Raw genomic sequence first — 23,591 nt, forward strand, 5'->3', positions numbered from 1 at the left:
GTTCAACACTCGGGATTTAGTGTTGGCTGCGCAACACCTTAATCCTTATTTGTTAAAAAGGCGAATGACGATTAAGTCACTCGCCTTTTTTGTTGTCTGTTTTCTCTATTGATTACTTTCAGACGGCACAAAAAAATGGCCGCATCATACGATGCGGCCATTTTCAAAATTTAATGTCACTTGAAGACTTAATGCTCTCTAAAACTCAGAGCACTTTAAGACTTAAAGCATTTTACGAGCGGCTTCTACAACCACTTTGATTGAACGTGCTTCTGTTACTTTTAGAGTGTCGTGATCAGGCGTCTCTTTTTGAGTACGGTTGATGATTACACCAGCAACACAACCTGCTTTCAGACCAGAACTTGCACACATAGTTAGCAGTGTTGCAGATTCCATCTCGAAGTTTAGAACGCCCATGTCTTGCCATTCTTGCATAGAGCCTTGGAAGCGCTTAACAACGCGACCAGAGAACGTGTCGTAACGCTCTTGACCTGGGTAGAACGTATCGCTTGATGCCGTTACGCCCATGTGAACTGTTGCACCTGATTCATCAACTGCCGCTTTCATTGCTGTTGCAACTTCAAAGTCAGCCACTGCTGGGAACTCCATAGGAGCAAAGTGTAGGCTAGCGCCGTCTAGACGAACAGAACCTGTAGAAACAATCATGTCACCCACGTTTACGTGAGGTTGGATAGCACCAGTCGTACCAACACGTAGGAAAGTGCGAACACCAAGTTGAGCAAGCTCTTCAACTGCGATAGAAGTCGATGGACCACCAATACCTGTTGAACATACAACAACTGGTTTGCCGTCTAGCTCTGCGCGGTAAAGCGTGTATTCACGGTGACTAGCAAGGAATACTGGGTTCTCCATCTCTTCTGCAATTTTTTGCACACGAGCAGGATCACCAGGGATGATCGCAAGAGTAGCACCGTTAAGATCTGCTTCAGTAACACCTAAGTGGAAAACAGCTTGAGACATAGTTCGCTCCTTTTGGCTTATTGGGCTTTTTACCCTTATTTAAGCTCATAGTAAATTCGTGGGGTACGAACACACTCTAACCAAGCTCATTACAAAATGAAGTGACACATGTCACATGAATGATCGCAACAATAATTCAAGTTTCACAAAAAACCGATTGGCATCACAAAAATAAGCAATCCGCACGCCTATGTTGCATACTAATGAGACAAAAAGCGCCTTTAACGTATTACCGCTAAAGGCGCTTTTATATTAAGAATGCTCTATGTCGGTGAGCTCGATTTAGTCCGCTTTAGATTTAAATCGAAGCAGACGCAATGCGTTCAATGTCACCAATGCAGTTGCACCACTATCCGCTAAAACTGCCACCCACAAACCGGTAATACCTAACAAGCTTGTCACCAAGAATACGACCTTCAAACCAAGCGCAAGGGCTACGTTTTGACGGATGTTGTTCATGGTCGCTTGCGACAGTTCAATCATCGCTGGCAGCTCAGTTAAACGGTTATGAGTCAGTGCTGAATCCGCCGTTTCCAAAGCGACATCCGTACCACCACCCATTGCGATGCCGACATTCGCCGTTTTCATTGCTGGTGCATCATTAATGCCATCACCGACCATCGCCACGTGCGACTGTTGAGATAACTCCTCAACGTAAGATACCTTGTCGCTTGGCAATAGGCTTGCCTTGTACTGCATACCAATCTTGCTACTGATCGCTGCTGCACTGCGCGGATTATCGCCGGTCAACATGATAGATTGAATACCTAATTCATTAAGTCGTTCAATCGCAAGCTTAGCGTCACTGCGTAACGTATCTTGCCAAGCAATCAGACCAATCACCGTCGTAGCTTGCTCTGTTGATTCTTCTTGATCTTTAACCTCAAGAGCAACCACAACCGTCTTGCCCTCACCTTCTAATGCTTCTACCTGAGAAACCACATCGGCACCAAGTTCGAACGTGACTTTAGACGGTGACAGAACCTGATACTTAACACCATCAACATCCCCTTCAACACCACTACCAATCAACGCTTTCTTGTTGTGTGATTCAGGAATCTCAATATTCAGGTCTTTTACTTTAGCGACAAGTGACTGCGCCAACGGGTGAGTAGAGCCAACTTCAATCGCCCCAACCACACGCAGCATCGCGTCTTGTTGCCACCCCGATAGAGGTTGAATATCCGTAACCTGAGGCTTACCTTCGGTCAGTGTGCCTGTCTTATCGAAGGCGATGGTTTGGATTTTACCAAGCTGCTCTAGCGCTGCGCCGCCTTTAATGAGCGCGCCACGTTTCGCTGCTGCTGCTAAGCCAGAGGTAATCGCTGCAGGAGTCGAGATAACCAAGGCACACGGACAAGCAATCAACAATAGCGCTAGGCCACGGTAAACCCATGTTTCCCATGGCTGCGCAAACAACAATGGTGGCGTGATGATGACCAACAGAGCCACTACCATCATTAACGGTGTGTACCAACGGCTGAACTTATCGAGGAATCGCTCTAGTGGTGCTTTACGAGACTCTGCTTCTTCAATCAGATGAAGAATGCGATCGATCGCGTTCTCACCCTGTTTTGAAGTGATGGTGATACGAACCACTTTATCGACCACCACAGCGCCAGCCATGATGCTATTGCCTTCGATGTATTCAACAGGAACAGATTCACCGGTTAACGCACTTTCATCAAAGCTTGCCGCGTCTGTAATCAATTGGCCGTCAGCAGGTAAACGAGAGCCCGCGGCCACTTCAATCACATCACCTGGAACCAGTTCACTGACTGCTACTTCTACACGCTCGCCGTTGATGATCTTAGTCGCGTTTTCTGGTACCAATGCCATTAGCGCTTGAACGCCACTTCTTGCTCTTGATGAAGCAAACGCTTCTAAGCGCTCACCAATCAAGAACAACAATAGAACCATCGCTGCTTCCGCAGTTTCGCCAAGGTACAAAGCACCCAGCGCGGCAACACTCATTAAGGTTTCAATAGCAAACGGTGTACCTGAACGCGCCAGCTGAACCGCTTTCTTCGCCACCGGATATAAACCAAGCAGACAAGTTACCGTAAACAAGCCTTCGCTTAATTGAGGAGAGGTACTTTTCAGAAGCGCCGCAAACAGCATTGCCGCTGCAATCGCGATAATCTGTAAATTAGGTTGGATATAAGCTTGCCAAAAAGTCTCAGGTTGTTGTTTTTCTTTCTTTGAACCGACTTCCGTAAGAGGGAAACCCGTTTTGATAGAGACCTGTTCAATGGTGTCAGCAAGGCTTTGATTATCGAATTTCACAACCAGCTTTTCGGTAGCAAAGAGAACCTTCGCTTGAATAACACCGTCAATATTGCTGATCGCGTTTTCTATTTTTCTTGCACAAGCTGGGCAGTCCATTCCGGCAACCAGCCAACTTTTCGAAAATTTGGCGTCGAGAGATAAAGTTGAGGACTGACTGTCTTCTTCTCCACTGTCCGACGAACTACAACAACCATCTCCAGACGATGACGAAGTAGCAGAAGAGCTACAACAACCAGATGAAGTACCTGCTGCTGTGATGCTTGAAATTTTAGGGCTAGAGCAACTTGCTCCTGCCGCTTGAGGTTGAACGTCCACTTTTGCTGAGCGGCACGCTGCATGTTTTGCGCACATAATGTATCTCCTTAATACTCAAAAGCCTTGAGGTTGTTGCTAACTCACGAGCAACAGAACCTTAAGTTCATCAAAAGTATAAACCTTGGAGGCTACTCCAAGGTCAAGAAGAAGTTTTCAAGAAAACAAAAATATTATGCCAGCGCCGATGGCTTACTGAGATTTAAGCTCCGCACACTCTTCACGGTTCGCCGATACATCATCAATAAGCACCGCATCGTGTGAACAGAATGGCTGTGTGTTTAGGCTGACAATCGACACATCGTCTTCCACTGGATCAACTTGAGATCCTTGCATCAGTTCAGCGATATGATGTCGAAGCACCAAGATACCTAAAATTCCGAACAGAACATTACCCAAAGCTTGACCATAAAGAACACCCAAAGCGCCATACCATTGCGAACCTAGATATACGAACGGCAGAGTACCTAACGTCGCTTTACCCAAATTCAATGCTGTCGAGTAAAGCGGTTTACCTAGGTTGTTGAAAGACGTGTTGGCAACAAATAGTGCACCGTTAAAGGTGAAGGTTAACGCCACATAGGTACAGAAAGCCGCCACAATGATTGCTGCATCACCTTGTAAGCTAAAGCCTTGAATGACATAACCTTGAACGAAGTACAACAGAATACAAACAGCGATGGTGTATGCCGTAGTAACCAGCAATGAGTTATTGAGTGTTTCTTTTACTCGGTCCATGCGTTCAGCACCAAAGTTCTGACCAATGATTGGCCCCACAGCGCCAGACAAGGCAAAGATAACCGCAAAACAAACTGGCGTCAGACGACCTATCACGGCAAAGCCCGCGACAAAGTCCTCACCATATTGTGCGATACCCGTTGTCACAATCGCATTACCGATAGGCGTTGCAGTATTAGTGATAATCGCAGGCAGCGCAATCGCCAATATTGGTCGAATATTAATGCGCCATTGCACAAAAGAAGGCGGAGCTACCAGCTGATGGCTGCGAATAAGAGGATAAAGCGAAAAGAATAGCACCGAGAAACGAGCGACAACCGAAGCGATAGCCGCCCCTTCGATGTTCCAACCAAAACCAAAAATAAACAGAGGATCGAGAATCGCGTTAACAATGCCGCCAGACAAAGTTGCCCACATCGAACGCTTAGCATCACCTGCCGCTCTTAAGCCCGCACCCGCTGCCATCGCTAACGCCAAAAATGGACCACTAGGTAGCAAAATCTGTAGGTAAGCTTGAGCGCGTTCGGCTGCAATGCCTTTGGCGCCTATCGCGGCTAGCAGCTCTGGAATATAAGCGAACATGATTGCAGTTATGGTTGAACTGATAACAAACGCAGTCAGCATGATACTGGTGCTTAGGTTTCGAGCGTGCTCTTGATTCTTGGAGCCGATGGCTTTGGACACTAATGCGCCCATGGCAATGGAAGTACCGATAGAAACGGAGGTAGAAAAGAAAGTCAGCGTACCTGCAAAGCCTACCGCAGCAGCCAATTCAACCTGTCCGAGCATACTGATAAACAGCATGTCGAGCAGATCGACCACAAATAACGCCATCAAACCGACAGAGCCAGCCCCCGACATCACCAATATGTGGCGCATCGTTGAACCTTCAACAAACTTTGCCGTTTGATTTGACATGAAACCTCCAAAAGTTGGAATACCCAAGAGCTAAAGCCTAATCAGCTGTTCAACTGTTCAACTGGCTAGGGATCCAAAAAGAAAGGATCGACCAAGAAAAGCGCTATACAGAAAAAAGGCGCTAGTGCGCCTTTTTTCAATTGAGAGTATTGAGAAAAATAATCGTTCTTAACACGCTACTATACCTGATGTTTGAAGCATTCTTCCAAGTTCTTGCCAATTGCTCTCAAAACATCAGTTCTGGTGATAATACCCACCAGTTTTCGATTATCGATCACAGGGTATGCTTTAGGTTTTCCAACCTGCATCATGTCCGCCAATTCAATAATGGATAAGTCAGGTGACACCGACAGCACTTCTTGGTACATACAGTCACCCACAAGGTGTGTGTCTTGGCAGAAGTAACTGACCTTCACAAGTTTCTCGAGTAAATCCTGCTCTGAAAGGAAGCCAATCACTTGTTCGTTATCATCGATTACGGGCCCACCCATATGGTGGCTACGCATCACTTTGTCTAACGCTAGACTTAACGGCATATCAGGAGTAAATGTCACAACCTGCTGCGTCATGTAATCTTTCACTTTAATAGAATGCATTGCGTTCTCCCTAAATACTTTGCGTCATATATTTTCTATCTTGTTAAGTTAATTGTTGTCTAAAATCTTGATTTTACTAAATGGATTTCAACAATTTTATTGATAGGCAAAACCTAACAAGACAAAAAAGTGAGACAAACAAAGGGTTGAGCACGTTTTCGAACGCCAGAAAAAAGAAAAAAAAGAGCCCTTACAAAGCCTTACTTTCCCTTGCTTAACCTTACTTAGCCGAGCTAGCCTGCTTAAATAAACCCTGTAATCTTCACCTCACTAATAATTAGAAATCCCGTTTTAGGAAGTTTATGCAACACGACAACAACATGTACGCGTATATTTACGCAGGTAACGACGGCACAGAAAACACACTCATCGCCACTATCGATAATCAAGAAAAACCGCTGATATCAAGCTGCGTTGATGAGATAAAACGCATGTCATGCTTAGCCATTGATTTAGCAGCAAAACACGACCTAAAAGTGAAGCTGGTGAAATATCAAAGAGAACAAGAGATCGACTTCGGCTTATTCGTTAAATAGTGAATCCGACACTGATTTGGTTAATCTCTTACTGGCAGCCATAGTAGCATTAGCAAGCGCAATAGCCGTGAATGGCTGCCGAATTCGACCTGACAAGCCTAACGGGTAAAGGCTATAATGATCAGACGGCGCCCTTGCCGATTTTCATTGTCCAAATACGGTTTACTATGTCTTCCCAAACCCCACCTAAAACGTATCTAACGAATTCCTTATCTAAGTTAAAAAGCTACTTTAGTGAGTTATTGGATTTCCAATCACGCATTTGGGTGGTTCATATCTTTGAAGACTCTATTACCGATCAGTCGTTTGTGATTAATGAAGATGGCTTTAAAGAACCGCTAGAGTGGATGAAAAAACGTGATTACCAAGCGAGAATGCTTGATCGTGTTGATAAGATGAAAATCTCACAGGTGATTGAGATTCAGTTCGAAGACAAAATGCATCGCTTGATGCGAGTGAAGTAGCTTTATTGTTTGGGCGTTCACGAAAAGCCCTTGCTAGAAATCAAGTATAAAAAGGCCAGCGCTCGCTGACCTTCTCTCATTGATTACAAACCACCATCTAACGCGCACAATACTCATGCCACAGGCGCACCGCTTTCTGGTATGCCTCAGTTTTATCGTGCGTTTCTGCAAAGAGAATGGCTGTCATGCTGTCGACAACGGTATTCGCCATTAGCGCCATATCTTCAGCCGATGTGCCAAGTACACATTGACTAGGAAGTGGCAGCTCTAGGTTCATCATCTCTTCCCAGTAGAACGATTCGACTTTGTCAGGAGAGCTCATCCATACCGTTTGGCTAACTTTAGGATTATATTCCGACTCACCGTTCATCCCTTTGAATGAAATCACCGAGTGGGATTTATTTCCGATAACATGCTCAACTTCCGCATGAAGTTGTGGAAAGCCAGGATGGAAACTGCCACGCAGACCTAAACGGCCACCACCAGGATTCAATGCTCGAACTACCGTGTTAATTGGTGTTCTCAAACCGTAGCGGTGTTTCCAACCAATCATGGTTTGTGCTTCGGGCGCAAAGTTAGCTAGCGGTAAATAAGCAATGCCGTCTTGTTCAAGAATCGACTTAGCATGTTCAGGGCTCTCAGCACTTTGCACACCGACATCTTGCAAATGGCTTTCAACGTGCGTCCTACCGCTCGGCTTATCCATATAGCCATGCATTAACACTTTATAGCCATTGTCAGCTAAGATTTTTGCCGCCAACAAGTTCCAAGGCTTGCCACTGGCGTTATCGTTACGCTTACCTGCATAACACGGCCAATCAATATCAGCGCCTAAATCTGGCACTCGAGATTGAAACGCTTTTACAAAGCCAGCGATCTCTTCATTGGTTTCATTCTGCACACGAATCAACATCAGTAGCATAGCCATTTGGTCGTCACCGACTTCTCCGCTTAAATACTCATCCATGATGCGGTAGGCTTGTTCGAACGATAAAGGCTTACGCCCTCTTTCTCCTCGTCCAACTGTACGAATACACTCTAAAATACTACTCATTGATTGTTTATTCTCTTCCGTTGATATCAATAAAATTCGAATACACTTTCGATTCTATGATACCCACCGTGCATTGCAAAGCGATTCAGTTGCTCTCGACCGAATTACCAATACGCGGATTGGTGTTCTAAAAGTAAACTTACTGGTGTAAAATTAGCGTATGTAATACTAACCGCGACATATTGAGTAGTATCCCGATGACTGTAAAAAAAACGCTGAGCCAAAGAAAACGTGAATCGATCGTTGCCGCTGCTATCGCAGAGTTTACTGAGCATGGCTACAAGGCCACCAGCATGGATAAAATATCGAGTCGCGCAGAAGTATCAAAGCGCACCGTATACAATCACTTTGCCAGCAAAGAACTGCTTTTAGATGAGATTCTAGACAGCATTTGGAGCAAAACTCTGGCCGCAACGCATTTCCCATATCAAGCAGAACTGCCACTTGAAGAACAGCTTTCCTCGATAGCCAATCAAGAGCTTGAGTTACTTGAGTCTGAAGGCTTCATCGACCTGTCACGCGTTTTGTTCTCAGAGTATTTCCATAACGCAGAACTGGCGCATCAAGCGATGGAAAAATATTCCCAAGCAGAAAGTGGACTTACAACCTGGATTAAAGCCGCGTTGGCAGACGGTCGTTTAGTAGAACTAGACCCACAATTCGCCTCCACGCAGTTCATTGGTCTGCTTAAGTCTTTTGCGTTTTGGCCGCAAATCATTGGTCATGTGCCGTCACCGGATGCTGCACACAAGCAAGTGCTCATTACTTCAAGTGTCGAGATGTTCCTTAAACAATATCAGGCGTGATTTTGGTGGTTGACGAGAATTCAACCACAATAAAACCATCACTGGTATCCGCTGTTATTTTCCCTATACTGCAACCCACTTTCGTCATGACGACTCAGTAAAACTTCAACTTTAGGTAGCCCTATGATTACTTTCACCACCAACTTTGGCGATATCGAGATTGAACTGAACCTTGAAAAAGCGCCAGTAACGTCGAAAAACTTCCTTAAATACTGCCAAGACGGTTTCTACGAAGGCACGACATTTCACCGTGTTATTGAAGGTTTCATGATTCAAGGTGGTGGTCACACTATCGACATGACAGAAAAACCAACTCGTGCCCCAATCGTCAACGAAGCAAACCGTGGCTTGAAGAATGTGATTGGTTCTGTGGCAATGGCTCGGACTGATGCACCACATTCTGCAACGGCGCAGTTCTTCATCAACCTTGATGACAACGATTTCCTAGATCACACCTCAACAACCAATGCTGGCTGGGGTTACGCGGTATTCGGTAAGGTTTCAGCAGGTATGGATGTGGTAAACAAAATTGCGAAAGCACCAACAACCATTCGCTGGGGACACGAAGATGTGCCTTGCGAAGATATTGTGATTACAAAAGTCACTATTCGCGACTAATTCATTCACGTCCTTTCCCGCCCCTAGTGCATTCGAATTGATGGCATAAAGAAAAGAAGGCTGTGCGATAGGACTATGGTGGTAAGGGTTCGACTTTACCACCTGTATTCAAAGCTCGTTGTTAGAATAGTTACCAGCGAGAACGATAAGTACGGTGACACCCTTTGCACGTCTTATTCGCAGAATTTAACCCTTGCTCTGCACTCGACAAGTCTTGTTCAACACTCGCCTGATAAAGCTCAGAAAAGCACTTGAAGAACAACCCACACTCGGCCTTGCGCCGAGTGTTTTATTTTCGTCTCGACCATTTGATATAGCAAAATAGTGAAGCAATGATCACCGCCCCACCGAGCAGCTTCTGCATCTCTACACTTTCGCCAAGCACACTCACACTTAACAGCAGCGTCCACACAGGCTCAAGAATCATGATCAATGCCGCCACTTCCATGTTCACGGAGTGCTGACCGACCGTTTGTAGCAAGTAACGAATAGACGTTGCGATCACCGCAGAGACAATAAACCAGAAGACTAAGGTTTTGGTGATTTCGAACTCCGGCTGAGCTGTCATAGAAGCAAAGGCTAAACCACTCACACCCACCACAAACAGTTGCACACAGATTGATGCGATAGGCTTGATATTGGTAATCACACGCTTGTTCATCACAAAGTGAACAGACAACAACATCGATGCTAGTAAGAAATAAATCTGACTCTGCTCAACATGCCAGCCGTTACCCAAAGTCAGCAACAGCATGCCAATAATCGCGATCGGGAAAGACATCCAAAACGCGCGATTAGGCTTAACTCGAAACAAAATCCAAGACACAAACGGTGCAATGATCATGGCTAAGCTCATGATGAATGCCCCTTCCGACAAGCTTTCAGTCACCGAAACTGCAAACACCCATACCTGCAATGAGGCAGACAACAACAAACCCACGCCGCAAAGAGACAGAATCTGCTTAAACGAAAGCTTACGAATATGGTGAATACAAAATGGCAGAAGAATAAGACTCGCGACGAGGAATCGCACACCAATGAACACTGGCCCAGGCATTTCTAATACCACCAGCTTAGATGCAATCCATCCCACCCCAGCTAGCAGGGTGGCAAATAGAAGGTAAAGCTCTCCGCGCATCGCTTTCACGTTCATCATTTTACTTAGTCCAATAACAAAAAAAGCAACCCGACTCTGCAAGGTTGCTTTTTATAAACATTCAACAGGATCGAGATACTATCTCAATACTCTGCTTCAGGCAGCTGTTTTTAGCCTGCGTATTCTGGGTAATCCGTTAAACCTTTTTCAGCACCACCGAACAATGTGTTTGGATCGTGCGCTGCAAGTGGGTAACCATTTTGAATACGAGCTGGTAAATCTGGGTTCGCAACGAATGGACGACCAAAACCAACCATGTCAGTTACGCCTTCAGCAACGGCTTTTTCGCCACGCTCGCTATCGTATTTACCCGCATAAATAAGGACACCCTCGTAGGCTTCACGAACTGCTGCTTTAAATGCTTTTGGCGTTTCAGGTGCATCGTCCCAATCAACTTCTGCAATGTGTAGGTAAACAATTTTGTATAGGTTAAGTAGTGCTGCCGCCGCTGTGTAAGTCTCTACTGGTGTAGCGTCAACCGTACCATTCAACGATGTGAACGGAGCAAGGCGTACACCAACACGGTCAGCACCAATCGCTTCAACCATAGCTTCAACCACTTCGCCTAGGAAACGTAAACGGTTTTCAATTGAACCACCGTATTCGTCAGTGCGGTTGTTTGCTTCAGAATCGATGAATTGGTTGATTAAGTAACCATTCGCTGCGTGAAGTTCGATACCATCAAAGCCTGCTTCAACCGCATTCAAAGCCGCTTGGCGATACTGTTCAACCACCTCTTTGATGTCTTGTTTCGTCATTTCACGAGGTTCAACCACATCAACAAAGCCCGGTTCATCAGTACCGTTATCGATGAATACCTTTACGTTTTGTGCTTTAAGTGCAGAAGACGAGATTGGCTGTTCACCACCAATGTTGTCTGGGTGTGTTACACGGCCTACATGCCAAAGTTGAGCGAAGATAACGCCCTCTTTTTCATGTACGGCATCAGTCACTTTTTTCCAACCAGCGATCTGCTCATCAGAATAGATACCCGGAGTCCAAGCATAGCCTTGACCCATAGGTGAAATTTGTGTGCCTTCAGCAATAATCAAACCTGCAGAAGCACGCTGAGCGTAGTAAGCCGCCATCATATCGTTTGCTGAATTACCAGGTTGCGTTGCGCGAGAACGCGTCATCGGTGGCATAACAATACGGTTTTTAAGCTCGATATTACCAAGTTGAATTGGTTGAAATAGTGCGTTTGTCATTGTTATATCCTCGATTAACCTAGTTGAATCAGTTCGATTTGGTAGCCGTCTGGGTCAGTAATAAAAGCGATATGAGTTGAGCCGCCTTTCACTGGACCCGCTTCGCGAGTGACGTTGCCACCTAGCGATTTGATTTTGTCACATGCTGCGTAAATATCTTCTACACCCAATGCCAGATGACCAAACGCGCTGCCCATCTCGTACTCATTCGTATCCCAGTTGTACGTTAGCTCGATAGTCGTGCCGCCTTGCTCATAGCCAACAAAAACCAATGTGTAGCGGTACTCTTTGTTTTCGTGGCGTTCAAGTTCCTTCATTCCCAATACCTTGGTGTAGAACTCGATAGACTTGTCTAAATCAGTAACTCGGATCATTGTGTGTAGGAATTTCATATTTCGCCCTTTTTAGCCCAGCAACCTGAGCCGATATAATCGTGAGTGGAGGTTACCCACTCCTTTGTTAGGGTTAATATACGAGCTGACAGCAAATAAATGAAATTATCATAAATTCTCATTGTGATAATTTTTTATTATAACTCACTTAATACAAGTGATTTGTTAAGAAGATATTTGGCAAACAAAAGATAGGGCGACGATCAGAAAGCGGAGCGCCAACTGTTTAGTGATTTAGACATGTCATTAGTCGTATTAATGATCTGCTCTCTCAACCACTTATGTGCCGGATCGGTGTTCTGTTTTTTCAACCAAATGAGGTAATGAGAGATAGGCTGATAATCGAAAGGCGGTTTGAACAACTGTAACCCAAGACGTTCCTGATACTGGTTCGCCATAGAAAGCGGCACAACAGTGATGTAATCAGTCTGGCTACACAGCATTAGGTTACTGGCCATAGAGCTGCCGTGAATTACAATTTTACGCGAGGATAAGTCTAACGAAGTGTAGTGAGTCAAACTTCTTACTTGGCGACGTGTTCTGGCTAAAACCGCATGTTGCTCACTGAGATATTGCGCCTCGGTGATCTCACCTTTGATCCTAGGGTGCCCATTTCGGCAAACAATCACAAACTCACTGTCGTAGAGCTTTTCGCTCATCATGCTTGAATGCTCAGGCAACACAATGTCGATCATCAAATCAAACTTCTGAGTTAATAGATCCTCATGGACTTGATCATCACTATCTGGTTGGTCATACACCTCAAGAGATAAGCCTTGGTTAGATAACTGAGAAAATCGATCGAGCAACATCCACTTTAAATGTTCGGGAACCGAAGCCACAAACCTGCGCTCTGTACTCGCTTCATCAAACCCAGCCATACCTTGAAACACGCCGTTGAGCTCGTGTATTGGCGCTTTGATTTGCTCATACAAGCTTTGCGAGTAAGCAGTAGGCACAACCCCTCGCCCACTGCGCACAAACAACTCTTGGCCAATTTCATTTTTCAGTCGGCCGAGCGCAGTGCTGATCGTCGATTGATTGGTATTCAAATGATCGGCAGCCTTACTCAAACTGCCCTGCTCCATCACCGCTGAAAACACAGCCAATAAGTTAAAATTCGGAATGTCATTACTCATGATTCAGTGCTCATTTGGCGATAGATTTAATTATCTTATCGTAAAAGCGATAGAATGAAACAACGGATGCTCATTGAGAAAACAAAACTGAGAAGGAAGCATCATATGGTAAAGAGCAAAAATGTCAGAACAACTCACTCTTTCGAATAGCTGCCACATTCGCCAGATTGGAATCTAAATCTCTTCGCTGTGCCAGTAACGCTTAATCCACCCAAACTCACCCTAGACTGGTCGGAGTATTCAATATTTCCGTCCTGCCTTATTGATACTTTTATAGCCACTTCTATGATCCAGGCTAATTAAATAGACATATTTTATAAGCCGAGTTTGAGCCTGTTCAAATAAACCCACCTCACGTTTAAGCAACCACTCAATTCATCGTAATTACGATAATTCAATATCGCAATAATGCGTAGATAGCACCAGTTACACTTCCTATTATTTCGCCAACAAATCAATTCTTAACCTAAACAGAAAACCTAAAAATGTGTAGATGATGGTGTTGCACACATCACGGAAGACGGCCTTAAAACCCAATGCAGCAAACGAACCTATCAATGGTAGACGTTACTTAAGAATGATTTCGCCAAGTGTTTTTAACACTCTATTCGCGAGAATGCGTTGTCTACGTGGTCAAAGCGATTTTTAATTGTCATCTAGTACTTTTGACTCACTAGGTCTATACGGTTACGTGAGTTCAACACCTCTTTCAGATGTCTTCTAAAAGTCTTGTACCAAGGCTGCACTTTCTCTCTCCTTATTTAGGTTGAGATATGAACTTTATAAAAATCGTTTTCCAGAAAATCTGGGCCGTTGTGATGGTCTTGATTAAATTCTGCCTGTTTATGGCAGTGATGTTTGCGGGAGCATGGGCTCTTGCACCATTAGGCACAATCCATTCTAAAGACATCGACATGTCTCAATTCAACAATCATCCCAATGAAATGATGATGAACTTCTTCCAGATGGAGTCCTTCTCTGGTTACTTGTTCTCAGTGACCATTGCTGTGGTTTTAGCCGGTGTTTACGGCATGTGGCAGTTGCATGAACTGGGTGTGCATAAAGCAAAAGAGCACAAAAGCGCTCACGTACAAATCGTGTTTGCACTGTCACTTTGTGGTCTATTCATTAGCAAAACATTCTGGGTTATTGCATTAGTTATCGCGTTGGCGAACTGGAAGCATATTGGTCAATCACTGAGTGATGTTATTCGCCGTGGTGTTCAGCCTAAACAAGACGCGACCAATACAGAGACAGCCGCAGTCCACGTATCACCTGAACAACCGGTAACAGAGCCGTCTTCAGTAGAGCAATCTTCAAAAGAACAGGCTTCAGAAGAAAAGACTCCAACAACACCATCCGCTACAGAAAAAGAGGTCGCATAATGAAAGAGATGATGATTCCATACATCCTAATTGTATGGTCACTGTTTGCGACAGGCGCACTTAAGAAGAACTTCAAGAACTACACATGGGCTGCCATTGGCGGCGTAACGATTCTTGCGGTATTAGCGGTTATCTCTCGCTTGTGGGCACCCGTTGATCTAACCAACTCAACCACAGTGAAAGCACCACACGCGGTAATGTCACCGATCTTTGGCCAGCAGATCGACCAAGTGCTTGTTGAACACAACCAAATGGTTAAAGAAGGCGACGTAATTTACACACTCGTCGACATTGACTCAGCCGCAGACAAAGCAAAGATCGAATCTTCAATTGTTCAGAAAGAAGAAGAGATCAAGCAAATGGATCGCGACTTAGAGCGTGCTGAAACGTCACCTGAAATCTTCAATATGCGTGACGTGGAAAAATACGACTCCGATCTTCGAGTACTGCACGCTGAACTTGTGTCATTAAAAGCCGACTTGCAGAAAGTTAACTGGGCACAAGAGAAGAAAACCATTCGAGCTGAATTTGATGGCCAAGTCTCTATCGTGAACATTGCGGAAGGCTCGGTAATGGGCAATATGCACCTTTACAACACCAGCAAAAAGTTCTTAGAGATGCGCATCTCTGACCAAACATACGGCTATGTTCAAGTGGGTGACTTTGCTGAGTTCTTCGTAGACGCTTATCCAGGTCACGTGTTCCGGGCAAAAGTACACAGCTTTAATGCAGGTACCGGTGAGTCGAGTATTTCTCCACTTCAGGGGCCACAAAGTGTCGGTCAACACGTAGTAAGAAACGGCAATGGTTTAGGTCGTACTATCGTACTTGAGATCATCGAACCAGAAGGTTACAACATCCCGATTGGTTCAACTGGCGCGGCTTGGATCTCGGCTGAGAAGCCACACCCATTCTGGGGCTTCATTGATGTGATTGGCGCAGCAACCGTTCGCCTACAATCTTACAAGTCATACTTAGGGGCTTGGTAAACGATTAGCTCTTGATAAGCAATTAAATATTCAATGATTTGGCTGTTATTCACTCGTATCACAGCCACTCATGAACTAGCGACTAATTGTAAAACAAATGCCCTGAATTTCAGGGCATTTTTGTATCTGTTGCAAGCTCATTTACTAATTGATTTAGATCAAAATTAATCGCCAATACAATCGTTTATCAAACAAATCATCGAAAAAACGATAGATTGAAATATTATTAGCGCGTAGATAGCGACCTCCCCCACCTCTATCATTTGGCTCAAGAAATCCAATTCCTGTATCCAAATATAAGGTCACTACCATGACTAATACATTCAAAAAAATGGCGCTTCCTGTTGCTATTGCGAGCACTCTACTTACTTCTGGTTTTGCATCTGCAACACCGATTGTCGAAGCGACATCGAAAATAGGCCAAGAACTTCAGACATCAAATGCTGCGCAATACCAAAACATTGATCTTGATGCTCGCTACAAGAGCGAGGTTCTATTCGAACACAAATCAAACATGTTCTGGGGAAAAGGCGAACGTATTCAAGTTGTTTCTAAAACAGGCGATTCTCTAGCTTACACTGCTGAGTCTGACCATGTTCACCCAATCCTCACCAAGCATGGTCGTAAAATGGACCAAGCAATCATCAAAGTAGATGACAACGTATATCTTGGTTACGGTTTCGGTCTAGATACACCCGTCATGATTGAAGGTACGGACGGCATCATCATTGTTGATCCAGGCGAGTCGGTAGAAATGGCTCAATCGGTTAAAGAGCAATTCCGTCAAATCACCGACAAGCCGGTTAAAGCAATCATTTATTCTCACAACCACATCGACCACATCTCTGGTGTGCGTGCGTGGGTGACTGACGAAGAAGTGGCATCAGGTGAAGTAAAAATCATCGCTGAAGAAGGCCTAACCGCTGCAGTGGCTAACTGGTCTTCAAACCTAGGTACTCTATTTGGTCACCGTACTTCTTACACAGGTGCTAAGCACGTAGAAGAAGGCGAGCACGGCACAGTAAACGACGGCCTTGGTCCACGCTTCATGCAAGGTGCTATCTCGTTCATCGAACCAAACCTGCTTGTACCAAGCCAAAGCCACATCGAAATCGAAATTTCTGGCGTGAAAATGCACATCGAGAACGTGCCATCTGAAACTAAAGATGAGTTAGTGGTTTACTTCCCAGACCAGAAAATCCTGCACGCGGCTGAAGTACTTCAAGGTGAGAACTTCCCTAACCTTCACACCATCCGTGGTACTAAATTCCGTGACCCATCAATGTGGTTCAAGGGCATCGACGTAATGCGTAAGTTCGACACTGAGATCATGATTAACTCTCACGGTCGTCCTGTTGAAGGTAAAGAAGCAGTAGCTGACGTACTAACGGCTTACCGTGATGCGATTCAATACACTCATGATCAAACTATCCGTTACATGAACAAAGGTATGACGCCAGACGAGCTAGTTGAAGTAGTTAAACTTCCTAAGCACCTTGCAGAACACCCTTGGTTAGGTGAACACTACGGTACTGTTGCACACGCCGTGCGTCAGATTTACGTAGGTTACAACGGTTTCTTCGAAGCGGATCCATGGCAGCTAGAGCCAATGGCTTACGAGCAACGCGCTAAAGCATTCGTAGAGATCATGGGCGGTCGTGACAACATCCTTACGACTGCACAAGCAGCAATTAAGGCTGAGAACTACACATTTGCAGCAGAAATTCTTTCTTACCCAATCACGGTAAACAAGCAAGATATGGAAGCTCGTGAGATGAAAGCACAAGCTTACAAAGCATGGGCTGCAGACCAAGTGAACATCAACTGGCGTAACTGGGCGCTCAACGCGGCGGCTGAACTAGAGAACAAACGTGACTTCTCTAACATGATCAGCTTCGCTTCTGTTGACGTTCTTACTGCACTACCAAGCAAGCAGATCTTCGACATGATGACTTCAACGCTTATCGCAGAAAACTCGTTAGACGTGAACATGATGCTAACGTACAACTTCTCTGATACGAACGAAGCATTCACTATCGAAATTCGCAACGGTATTGCTCAGTTACACGACGAAGCAGTGAAAGGCGCAGACGTTCAAATCGACACCACTCGTGCAGTATTGAACCAAATCTTGATTGCAGGTCCAAACGCTCAACAAGTGATTGGTACCAACCTACAGTCTGGTGCATTCACGTTCTCGAATGGCGACATCAAAGGCTTCGGTCAATTCATGAGCTACTTCGATAAGGCAATGACTCCAGAAGAGATCATGCTCATCGTTCGCTAATAGCGAGCTCGAACGGTCACTCTTTGGCGATAGATCTTCGACGATGGCTCTTTGACGAAAGCTACTTAGCAAACAATCTCGCTAAATAGCTATCAATCGATTCGCTGACCGCTTCACATGGACGACAAACAAATTCAGGGACCCTTTGTGGTCCCTTTTTTATCGTCAGGTTCGGCTGCTGCCGTCAGATTCTTAATCCTTTTACAGGTCTCGATAACCATTATGTTAAAACGATTTGCTTTGATTCTTTCACTCACCTCTTCACTCACGTTTGCCTGTGGCCTTCACCAAGATACCGGGTTTAGTTTGGTGACAGAGCCCGGTTCACTAGAGGTGTTTGGCAACGTCATCACAGCCAGACAAGACAATGAATTCAACAACCTCAATAAGCCAGATCACTTTCGACTCTTTGCCATCAAAGCTGCGCTTTCAAAACCCCACCCAAGCAAAATTGAGTTCAATTTATTCGAAGCAATTAAAGGTCATTACAGCCAAGTGAAGTTTGAGAAAGGTGTCGATGTGTCAGGCAGAGATACTTTGCCTACCGAGGAAGATCTCTTACTGATTACGGAACTCGATGTGTTCGATGCGCTAGCAACTGGCACCATCTCTTGGGATCACGCGATACTAAACGGCTTAGTGATCATCAACGGCCCACAAGATAAACGAGAACAGCTTGAAGATTGGCTTGGTGATATTTTTGAAGGGTAATAGCTTAAAGCAGAACAGATAAAATAAAGCGGAACAGATAAAAGGTCGTCAAACCCTCGGACTTCAGAACATTGAGGGTTCAACGACAAACTTAAGTCAAAAAAGCGTAGGCAACGGAATCAACTCCAGCCCCAGCACACCACTGATGCTCATTACCACCAGCAGAGAGACCTTGAAGACGGCCTTTGACCACTGGAGGTAGTTGAGGCAATCAACCTTACGAAACGTCACTTTAGTCCACATAAAACAGACTGCCGCCGACACAGCTAGGTATTCATAACCTGCGCCTCCGAGTAGGAACAGCGCCAATGAGACTGCGCCAAACGCCACCACATAGGCTTTCATGTGTTTATGTGCTTTGTCGACGCCCTCTTTCACCGGTAACACGGGAATGCCTGCATCTCGATAATCTTGTATCCGGAACATCGCGATCGCGTACGAGTGTGGCATTTGCCATAAACAGAACATCACAAACAACAATACCGCTTCAAGGCTGATGTAATTAGTCACCGCCAAGTAACCCACCAATGGCGGAACTGCGCCCGAAATACTGCCGACTAAAGTGCCGTACACCGATGTACGCTTGTACCACATGGTGTAGAAAAAGACGTAAAACACATAGCCAAGCAACACCACAACCGCAGACATCGGATTAACAAATTGAAACAGCAGCGCCGTGCCTGCCAGCAACATAACTAACGCATAGATAAATGCGACGTCTGTGTTGATATTGCCCTGAACCAATTCACGGTTCTGGGTACGTTTCATTTTCTGGTCGATATCTCGATCAAAGATGTTGTTCACCACGCAACCTGATGCAATCACAAGCCCTACACCCGCTAAAGTCGTCAGTAACAACATCGCACTGGCTGGTTCTGTTTTTGCAGCGAGGAAGAACCCCGCCGCAACAGAAATCAGGTTGCCGAAAATGATGCCCGGTTTGGTAATAGACAAATATTTTTTCAGCATACCTTGGCCTACAACTTCATGTTGACGTTCATGTTGTAGATGATCCATACCGAGCCAGCGATAAGAATCAATACAACAATGGCGGTAAACATCAATGACACCAAGTTCCAACGCCCATCGGGAGATTTCGCTTCCATGTGCAAGAAGTACTTAAAGTGCACAAAGATTTGCACCAGCGCACAACCGAACAAGATCACGTAAGTTTCCGTGTTTGGTAGCGCATGTGCCCACACAATGTAGAACGGAATAATGGTGAGAATTAGTGAAGCAATAAAGCCTTTCACGTAATCCGTTGCACCGCTGTCTAGATGCTGTTCCATTACATCACCCCCATTAAGTACACGATGGTAAATACACAAATCCAAACGATATCAAGGAAATGCCAGAACAAACTTAAGCACTGGAAACGCATCGACATGTTGTCGTTCAAGCCTTTGGTTGAAAGTTGGTGATACGCCACCGCCATCCAGATAAGACCGAACGTTACGTGCAAACCGTGTGTACCAACCAAGGTAAAGAACGCTGAAAGGAACGCACTCTCTTGAGGACCATAACCTTCTGCAATCAAGTGGTGGAACTCATACACTTCCATACAGATAAAGGCTAAGCCCAATACGAAAGTCACTTTGATCCATCGCTTCAGTCCGGTCACGTCTTTGCGCTTCATTGCAATCATGCCAAAACCAAAGGTGATGCTACTGAACAGCAGCATCATGGTTTCGACAAACACGAACGGCAGTTCAAAGATGTCTTTACCTGTCGGCCCTGCAATTGATCCACTCTCAAGCACGGCATACGTCGCGAAAAGCGTGGCAAACAGGACACAGTCACTCATCAAGTAAACCCAGAAGCCAAACAACTTATTCCCCGCAGCTTCGTGGTGATGATCATGCGAGTGTGCAAGATCATAAGTGTGTGACGGAGTATTAGCTTGCATACGTCGTCTCCAAGTCATCTTTTTTGTCGTTGTTATCAGTGTCAGCGCTGTTACCACGACCAGAATGGTCGCCTTTCACTGACTGTTTCTTCGCTTCTGCAAGCTGTGCACGTCGAGCCGCTTCAATCGCTTTGATCTCTTCAACTTCCACGTAGTAGTCCACATCGTCGTTGTAGCTGTGTTGAATACACGTCACCACGATGCCTACTAAGCTTGCAGCCGCTAGCCACCAGATGTACCAGATCATTGCGAAGCCAAATGCCAACGCCCATGCAGACACATAAATGCCTGTCGGTGTGTTCTTCGGCATGTGAATACGTTCGTATTCTTCTTCCTGAGTTGGATCAAACTCACCACTTTGCTTTTGATACCAGAACGAATCGATCTCATCGCCCTTAGGCAATTTTGCAAAGTTATAGAACGGTGGTGGTGACGATGTCGCCCATTCGAATGTACGTCCGCCCCAAGGGTCACCCGTTAGATCTCGGTTTTGGTCGCGGTCACGAACACTCACGTAAGTCTGAACGAACTGACACACCACACCCATCGCAATCACGCCCGTACCTGCAGCCGCAACCGCCAATAGTGGGAAGAACTCAGGGTTAATGTCTTGGCTCAAACGACGCGTCATGCCCATAAAACCTAGAGCGTAAAGCGGCAAGAACGCCATCAAGAAGCCGATGATCCAGCAGTAGAACGCGCGTTTGCCCCAAAGCTCGTTCAAAGTGAAACCGGTCGCTTTCGGGAACCAGTAACCAATCGCAGCGAAACAACCGAACACTACGCCACCGATGATTACGTTGTGGAAATGCGCAATCAGGAATACTGAGTTATGCAGAATGAAGTCTGCACCCGGTACTGCCATTAACACGCCCGTCATACCACCAACGGTGAAGGTGATAAGGAAGCCAACTGTCCACAACATAGGTGTTGTGAAACGGATACGACCTTTGTACATGGTGAACAGCCAGTTGAAGATCTTAACCCCGGTTGGGATAGAGATAATCATGGTTGCGATGCCGAAGAAGGCATTCACATTTGCGCCTGAACCCATAGTAAAGAAGTGATGCAGCCAAACCACAAACGCAAGGATGGTGATAGCCACCGTCGCCCATACCAGCGAGGTATAACCAAACAGTTTTTTACGTGAGAAGGTTGCCGTCACTTCAGAGAACACACCGAAGATAGGCAAGATTAGGATGTACACTTCAGGGTGTCCCCATGCCCAAATCAGATTCACATACATCATCACGTTGCCACCAAGGTCGTTGGTGAAGAAGTGCGTGCCGATGTATCTATCCAAAGTCAGTAGCGCGATGGTCACCGTTAGGATAGGGAAAGAGATAATGATCAGGATGTTGGCACACAGCGATGCCCACGTGAATACTGGCATCTTCATCATTGGCATAGACGGAGTACGCATCCGCAAAATCGTCGCGAAGAAGTTCACACCCGTTAACGTGGTACCCACACCGGATATTTGCAGTGCCCATATCCAATAGTCGACCCCCACTCCAGGGCTTGCCTCAATACCGGAAAGCGGTGGATACGCCAACCAACCCGTACGGCCAAACTCACCTAAGCCCAGTGACATGTTGGTTAGGATGATACCCACTACAAACAGCCAGAAGCTCAGGTTATTGAGGTAAGGGAACGCAACATCACGAGCACCGATTTGCAACGGCACGATGATGTTCATCAAACCGATAACCAAAGGCATCGCTACGAAGAAAATCATGATCACGCCGTGAGCCGTGAAGATCTGGTCGTAGTGATGTGGCGGCAAATAGCCCGTTTCACCGGCTGCAGAAAGCAATTGCTGGCTACGCATCATGACCGCATCAGCAAAGCCACGAACTAACATCACCATCGCAACAGCAATGTACATGAAGCCCAATTTTTTGTGGTCTACCGACGTAAACCATTCATTCCAAAGGTATTGCCACTTACCGGCTTTGGTTACCGCGTACACCACTAAACTGCCCACTAAAGCGATCATGGTTAAGGTGACCAAAATAATGGGCTCGTGGTAGGGAATTGAGTCTAGAGTTAATCTTCCAAACATGACGATTATCCTTGGGTTTCCGGCAAACAGTTCATTGAACCAGGGTGCTGGGTCACGACATCAGTGAATAAAAATGGTGGGATACTAGAAAACAGCGTCACAGGCTCAGCCACACTTGGCGCGGCCAATGAACGGAACTGCTCCCAATCTTCGATGCGATCAGGACTTGCTTTCACTTTCTCTACCCAATTTAAAAACGCCACTTGATCAGGCATGGCCGATGCGGTGAATTTCATCTGAGAGAACCCTTTGCCACTGTAGTTCGAAGCAAAGCCTTTGAAGTCACCTTCGTGGTTTGCAATCAAATTCAACTTAGTCACCATTCCCGGCATCGCGTAGATCTGCGAACCAAGACGCGGGATAAAGAACGCGTTCATGATGTTGTCTGAAGTTAGCTTAAACGTCACCGGTACATCTTTCGGGAACGCAACATAGTTAACCGTCGCAATGTTTTGCTCCGGATAGATGAACAGCCACTTCCAGTCCAGAGAGACCACTTCGATCACCATAGGTTGCACATCACTTTCCAGAGGCTTGGAAGGCTCTAGTTCGTGTGTTGTTCGCCAAGTGATGGTGGCTAGAATCGCGATGATGATGATTGGAATCGTCCATACCACTATTTCAATTTTGGTTGAGTGCGCCCAGTCAGGTGCATACTCTTCCGTGGTATTGCTCTCGCGGTATCGGTAAGCAAAGTAGATGGTCATCAGAATCACTGGGATGACGACAATCAACATCAGCAACAGAGCCGTGATAATCAGCTCTTTTTCCTGAACGCCAACGCTACCTTTTGGGTCGAGCAATGCGGAGTTACATCCTTCGAGCATCAGAATGGTTCCCAGCAAACCAATCTTCGACAAACTTGTCCTCGATAAAATGCGTTTATACCTTGAAGCTTCCATTAACTTTCTCGATGGTTATCCAGCCTCAGAACGAATGCCTAAGTACTGGTTGTCATGATCATTAGAATATTTATGTGTTGAGCATGTGAAACGCCGCATCTCAAAAAGCAATGCAATAAAGCCCGTTACTGCTGGGTTA

The 23,591-nt window shown here is 45.6% G+C and carries 22 protein-coding genes and 1 pseudogene; 8 read left to right on the top strand and 15 right to left on the bottom strand.

The genetic code is table 11. The features are described 5' to 3' along the window. Positions 1 to 222: 222 nt before the first annotated feature. The 4 genes from udp to AB6E52_RS17380 all read right to left on the bottom strand — a co-directional run bounded on the left by udp (position 223) and on the right by AB6E52_RS17380 (position 5,834). Positions 223 to 981 carry a uridine phosphorylase gene (gene udp / locus AB6E52_RS17365; protein WP_017065292.1) on the bottom strand — a complete coding sequence of 253 codons (759 nt, stop codon included), beginning with the start codon at positions 979 to 981 and terminating at the stop codon, positions 223 to 225. 282 nt (positions 982 to 1,263) lie between these two features. Further along, positions 1,264 to 3,621: a zinc/cadmium/mercury/lead-transporting ATPase gene (locus AB6E52_RS17370; RefSeq protein ID WP_102321362.1), complete on the bottom strand. Its 2,358-nt coding sequence runs from the start codon at positions 3,619 to 3,621 to the stop codon at positions 1,264 to 1,266. 153 nt (positions 3,622 to 3,774) lie between these two features. After that, positions 3,775 to 5,238: an MATE family efflux transporter gene (locus tag AB6E52_RS17375; protein WP_017065289.1), complete on the bottom strand. Its 1,464-nt coding sequence runs from the start codon at positions 5,236 to 5,238 to the stop codon at positions 3,775 to 3,777. 179 nt (positions 5,239 to 5,417) lie between these two features. After that, on the bottom strand, positions 5,418 to 5,834 hold the full coding sequence (locus AB6E52_RS17380) for a CBS domain-containing protein (RefSeq protein ID WP_017060213.1): 417 nt from the start codon (positions 5,832 to 5,834) through the stop codon (positions 5,418 to 5,420). Between the two features lie 302 nt (positions 5,835 to 6,136). Here AB6E52_RS17380 and AB6E52_RS17385 point away from each other — a divergent pair, with 302 nt between their 5' ends. Together AB6E52_RS17385 and AB6E52_RS17390 are read left to right on the top strand one after the other, a co-directional pair. Next, a complete protein-coding gene (locus AB6E52_RS17385; protein WP_017060212.1) occupies positions 6,137 to 6,370 on the top strand; it encodes a hypothetical protein in 234 nt (77 codons plus the stop codon). A gap of 167 nt (positions 6,371 to 6,537) precedes the next feature. Continuing rightward, positions 6,538 to 6,834, top strand: a complete 297-nt coding sequence (locus AB6E52_RS17390) for a hypothetical protein (RefSeq protein WP_029235295.1) — start codon at positions 6,538 to 6,540, stop codon at positions 6,832 to 6,834. A 97-nt stretch (positions 6,835 to 6,931) separates the two neighbouring features. Here AB6E52_RS17390 and AB6E52_RS17395 read toward each other — a convergent pair whose 3' ends face one another. Beyond that, complete coding sequence (locus AB6E52_RS17395; RefSeq protein WP_081324522.1) at positions 6,932 to 7,918, bottom strand: glycosyl transferase family protein; 987 nt, start codon at positions 7,916 to 7,918, stop codon at positions 6,932 to 6,934. A gap of 167 nt (positions 7,919 to 8,085) precedes the next feature. Here AB6E52_RS17395 and AB6E52_RS17400 point away from each other — a divergent pair, with 167 nt between their 5' ends. After that, positions 8,086 to 8,694: a TetR/AcrR family transcriptional regulator gene (locus AB6E52_RS17400; protein ID WP_017066785.1), complete on the top strand. Its 609-nt coding sequence runs from the start codon at positions 8,086 to 8,088 to the stop codon at positions 8,692 to 8,694. Positions 8,695 to 8,817: 123 nt separating this feature from the next. Then, positions 8,818 to 9,312, top strand: a complete 495-nt coding sequence (locus AB6E52_RS17405) for a peptidylprolyl isomerase (RefSeq protein ID WP_017060208.1) — start codon at positions 8,818 to 8,820, stop codon at positions 9,310 to 9,312. 130 nt (positions 9,313 to 9,442) lie between these two features. Here the strand turns inward: AB6E52_RS17405 and AB6E52_RS17410 are convergent. The 5 genes and pseudogenes from AB6E52_RS17410 to AB6E52_RS17430 form a co-directional block, all read right to left on the bottom strand. Next, positions 9,443 to 9,559: pseudogene (locus AB6E52_RS17410) on the bottom strand (cytochrome c); the annotation flags it as partial. Between the two features lie 42 nt (positions 9,560 to 9,601). Beyond that, a complete protein-coding gene (locus tag AB6E52_RS17415) occupies positions 9,602 to 10,468 on the bottom strand; it encodes a DMT family transporter (protein ID WP_017060207.1) in 867 nt (288 codons plus the stop codon). A gap of 110 nt (positions 10,469 to 10,578) precedes the next feature. Then, positions 10,579 to 11,676 carry an alkene reductase gene (locus AB6E52_RS17420; protein ID WP_017065285.1) on the bottom strand — a complete coding sequence of 366 codons (1,098 nt, stop codon included), beginning with the start codon at positions 11,674 to 11,676 and terminating at the stop codon, positions 10,579 to 10,581. 14 nt (positions 11,677 to 11,690) lie between these two features. Further along, on the bottom strand, positions 11,691 to 12,068 hold the full coding sequence (gene gloA / locus AB6E52_RS17425) for a lactoylglutathione lyase (protein WP_017066787.1): 378 nt from the start codon (positions 12,066 to 12,068) through the stop codon (positions 11,691 to 11,693). 203 nt (positions 12,069 to 12,271) lie between these two features. Next, positions 12,272 to 13,207 carry a LysR family transcriptional regulator gene (locus AB6E52_RS17430; protein ID WP_017068098.1) on the bottom strand — a complete coding sequence of 312 codons (936 nt, stop codon included), beginning with the start codon at positions 13,205 to 13,207 and terminating at the stop codon, positions 12,272 to 12,274. A gap of 773 nt (positions 13,208 to 13,980) precedes the next feature. Here AB6E52_RS17430 and AB6E52_RS17435 point away from each other — a divergent pair. The 4 genes from AB6E52_RS17435 (at position 13,981) to AB6E52_RS17450 (ending at position 18,579) form a co-directional block, all read left to right on the top strand. Beyond that, positions 13,981 to 14,592: a hypothetical protein gene (locus tag AB6E52_RS17435; protein WP_017065282.1), complete on the top strand. Its 612-nt coding sequence runs from the start codon at positions 13,981 to 13,983 to the stop codon at positions 14,590 to 14,592. Further along, positions 14,592 to 15,581 (top strand): efflux RND transporter periplasmic adaptor subunit, encoded by a 990-nt coding sequence (locus AB6E52_RS17440; RefSeq protein ID WP_059020979.1) that lies wholly within the window; start codon positions 14,592 to 14,594, stop codon positions 15,579 to 15,581. Before AB6E52_RS17435 ends, AB6E52_RS17440 begins: the two co-directional genes overlap by 1 nt. Before the next feature lie 310 nt (positions 15,582 to 15,891). Beyond that, positions 15,892 to 17,868 carry an alkyl sulfatase dimerization domain-containing protein gene (locus AB6E52_RS17445; RefSeq protein WP_102321363.1) on the top strand — a complete coding sequence of 659 codons (1,977 nt, stop codon included), beginning with the start codon at positions 15,892 to 15,894 and terminating at the stop codon, positions 17,866 to 17,868. A gap of 222 nt (positions 17,869 to 18,090) precedes the next feature. Continuing rightward, the gene (locus AB6E52_RS17450; protein WP_102321364.1) at positions 18,091 to 18,579 is read left to right on the top strand and encodes a hypothetical protein; all 489 of its coding nucleotides are present in this window, start codon (positions 18,091 to 18,093) and stop codon (positions 18,577 to 18,579) included. Positions 18,580 to 18,675: 96 nt separating this feature from the next. Here the strand turns inward: AB6E52_RS17450 and cyoE are convergent, their stop codons facing one another. The 5 genes from cyoE to cyoA are packed head-to-tail and all read right to left on the bottom strand — an operon-like array spanning position 18,676 to position 23,452. Beyond that, a complete protein-coding gene (gene cyoE, locus AB6E52_RS17455) occupies positions 18,676 to 19,596 on the bottom strand; it encodes a heme o synthase (RefSeq protein WP_102321365.1) in 921 nt (306 codons plus the stop codon). Further along, positions 19,557 to 19,868 (bottom strand): cytochrome o ubiquinol oxidase subunit IV, encoded by a 312-nt coding sequence (gene cyoD / locus AB6E52_RS17460; RefSeq protein ID WP_102321366.1) that lies wholly within the window; start codon positions 19,866 to 19,868, stop codon positions 19,557 to 19,559. Before cyoD ends, cyoE begins: the two co-directional genes overlap by 40 nt. Beyond that, positions 19,868 to 20,503, bottom strand: a complete 636-nt coding sequence (gene cyoC / locus AB6E52_RS17465) for a cytochrome o ubiquinol oxidase subunit III (protein WP_080967339.1) — start codon at positions 20,501 to 20,503, stop codon at positions 19,868 to 19,870. The genes cyoD and cyoC overlap by 1 nt, the downstream gene beginning before the upstream one ends. Then, complete coding sequence (gene cyoB / locus AB6E52_RS17470; protein ID WP_102321367.1) at positions 20,475 to 22,550, bottom strand: cytochrome o ubiquinol oxidase subunit I; 2,076 nt, start codon at positions 22,548 to 22,550, stop codon at positions 20,475 to 20,477. Before cyoB ends, cyoC begins: the two co-directional genes overlap by 29 nt. 5 nt (positions 22,551 to 22,555) lie before the next feature. Continuing rightward, on the bottom strand, positions 22,556 to 23,452 hold the full coding sequence (gene cyoA, locus AB6E52_RS17475; protein WP_102321368.1) for a ubiquinol oxidase subunit II: 897 nt from the start codon (positions 23,450 to 23,452) through the stop codon (positions 22,556 to 22,558). Between the last annotated feature and the right edge of the window lie 139 nt (positions 23,453 to 23,591).

The sequence above is a fragment of the Vibrio sp. 10N.247.311.13 genome (genome assembly GCF_041467595.1).
In the GTDB taxonomy this organism is placed as follows: Bacteria; Pseudomonadota; Gammaproteobacteria; order Enterobacterales; family Vibrionaceae; genus Vibrio; species Vibrio crassostreae_C.

Excerpts from the sequence above, each read along its gene's own strand:
- cyoE (WP_102321365.1), bottom strand. The coding sequence starts at position 19,596 with ATGGATCATCTACAACATGAACGTCAACATGAAGTTGTAGGCCAAGGT.
- AB6E52_RS17445 (WP_102321363.1), top strand. The coding sequence starts at position 15,892 with ATGACTAATACATTCAAAAAAATGGCGCTTCCTGTTGCTATTGCGAGC.
- AB6E52_RS17400 (WP_017066785.1), top strand. The coding sequence starts at position 8,086 with ATGACTGTAAAAAAAACGCTGAGCCAAAGAAAACGTGAATCGATCGTT.
- AB6E52_RS17375 (WP_017065289.1), bottom strand. The coding sequence starts at position 5,238 with ATGTCAAATCAAACGGCAAAGTTTGTTGAAGGTTCAACGATGCGCCAC.
- AB6E52_RS17390 (WP_029235295.1), top strand. The coding sequence starts at position 6,538 with ATGTCTTCCCAAACCCCACCTAAAACGTATCTAACGAATTCCTTATCT.
- AB6E52_RS17380 (WP_017060213.1), bottom strand. The coding sequence starts at position 5,834 with ATGCATTCTATTAAAGTGAAAGATTACATGACGCAGCAGGTTGTGACA.
- AB6E52_RS17420 (WP_017065285.1), bottom strand. The coding sequence starts at position 11,676 with ATGACAAACGCACTATTTCAACCAATTCAACTTGGTAATATCGAGCTT.
- udp (WP_017065292.1), bottom strand. The coding sequence starts at position 981 with ATGTCTCAAGCTGTTTTCCACTTAGGTGTTACTGAAGCAGATCTTAAC.
- AB6E52_RS17370 (WP_102321362.1), bottom strand. The coding sequence starts at position 3,621 with ATGTGCGCAAAACATGCAGCGTGCCGCTCAGCAAAAGTGGACGTTCAA.
- AB6E52_RS17430 (WP_017068098.1), bottom strand. The coding sequence starts at position 13,207 with ATGAGTAATGACATTCCGAATTTTAACTTATTGGCTGTGTTTTCAGCG.
- cyoC (WP_080967339.1), bottom strand. The coding sequence starts at position 20,503 with ATGACTTGGAGACGACGTATGCAAGCTAATACTCCGTCACACACTTAT.
- gloA (WP_017066787.1), bottom strand. The coding sequence starts at position 12,068 with ATGAAATTCCTACACACAATGATCCGAGTTACTGATTTAGACAAGTCT.
- AB6E52_RS17440 (WP_059020979.1), top strand. The coding sequence starts at position 14,592 with ATGAAAGAGATGATGATTCCATACATCCTAATTGTATGGTCACTGTTT.
- AB6E52_RS17435 (WP_017065282.1), top strand. The coding sequence starts at position 13,981 with ATGAACTTTATAAAAATCGTTTTCCAGAAAATCTGGGCCGTTGTGATG.
- cyoD (WP_102321366.1), bottom strand. The coding sequence starts at position 19,868 with ATGGAACAGCATCTAGACAGCGGTGCAACGGATTACGTGAAAGGCTTT.
- AB6E52_RS17405 (WP_017060208.1), top strand. The coding sequence starts at position 8,818 with ATGATTACTTTCACCACCAACTTTGGCGATATCGAGATTGAACTGAAC.
- cyoB (WP_102321367.1), bottom strand. The coding sequence starts at position 22,550 with ATGTTTGGAAGATTAACTCTAGACTCAATTCCCTACCACGAGCCCATT.
- cyoA (WP_102321368.1), bottom strand. The coding sequence starts at position 23,452 with ATGGAAGCTTCAAGGTATAAACGCATTTTATCGAGGACAAGTTTGTCG.
- AB6E52_RS17450 (WP_102321364.1), top strand. The coding sequence starts at position 18,091 with ATGTTAAAACGATTTGCTTTGATTCTTTCACTCACCTCTTCACTCACG.
- AB6E52_RS17415 (WP_017060207.1), bottom strand. The coding sequence starts at position 10,468 with ATGATGAACGTGAAAGCGATGCGCGGAGAGCTTTACCTTCTATTTGCC.
- AB6E52_RS17385 (WP_017060212.1), top strand. The coding sequence starts at position 6,137 with ATGCAACACGACAACAACATGTACGCGTATATTTACGCAGGTAACGAC.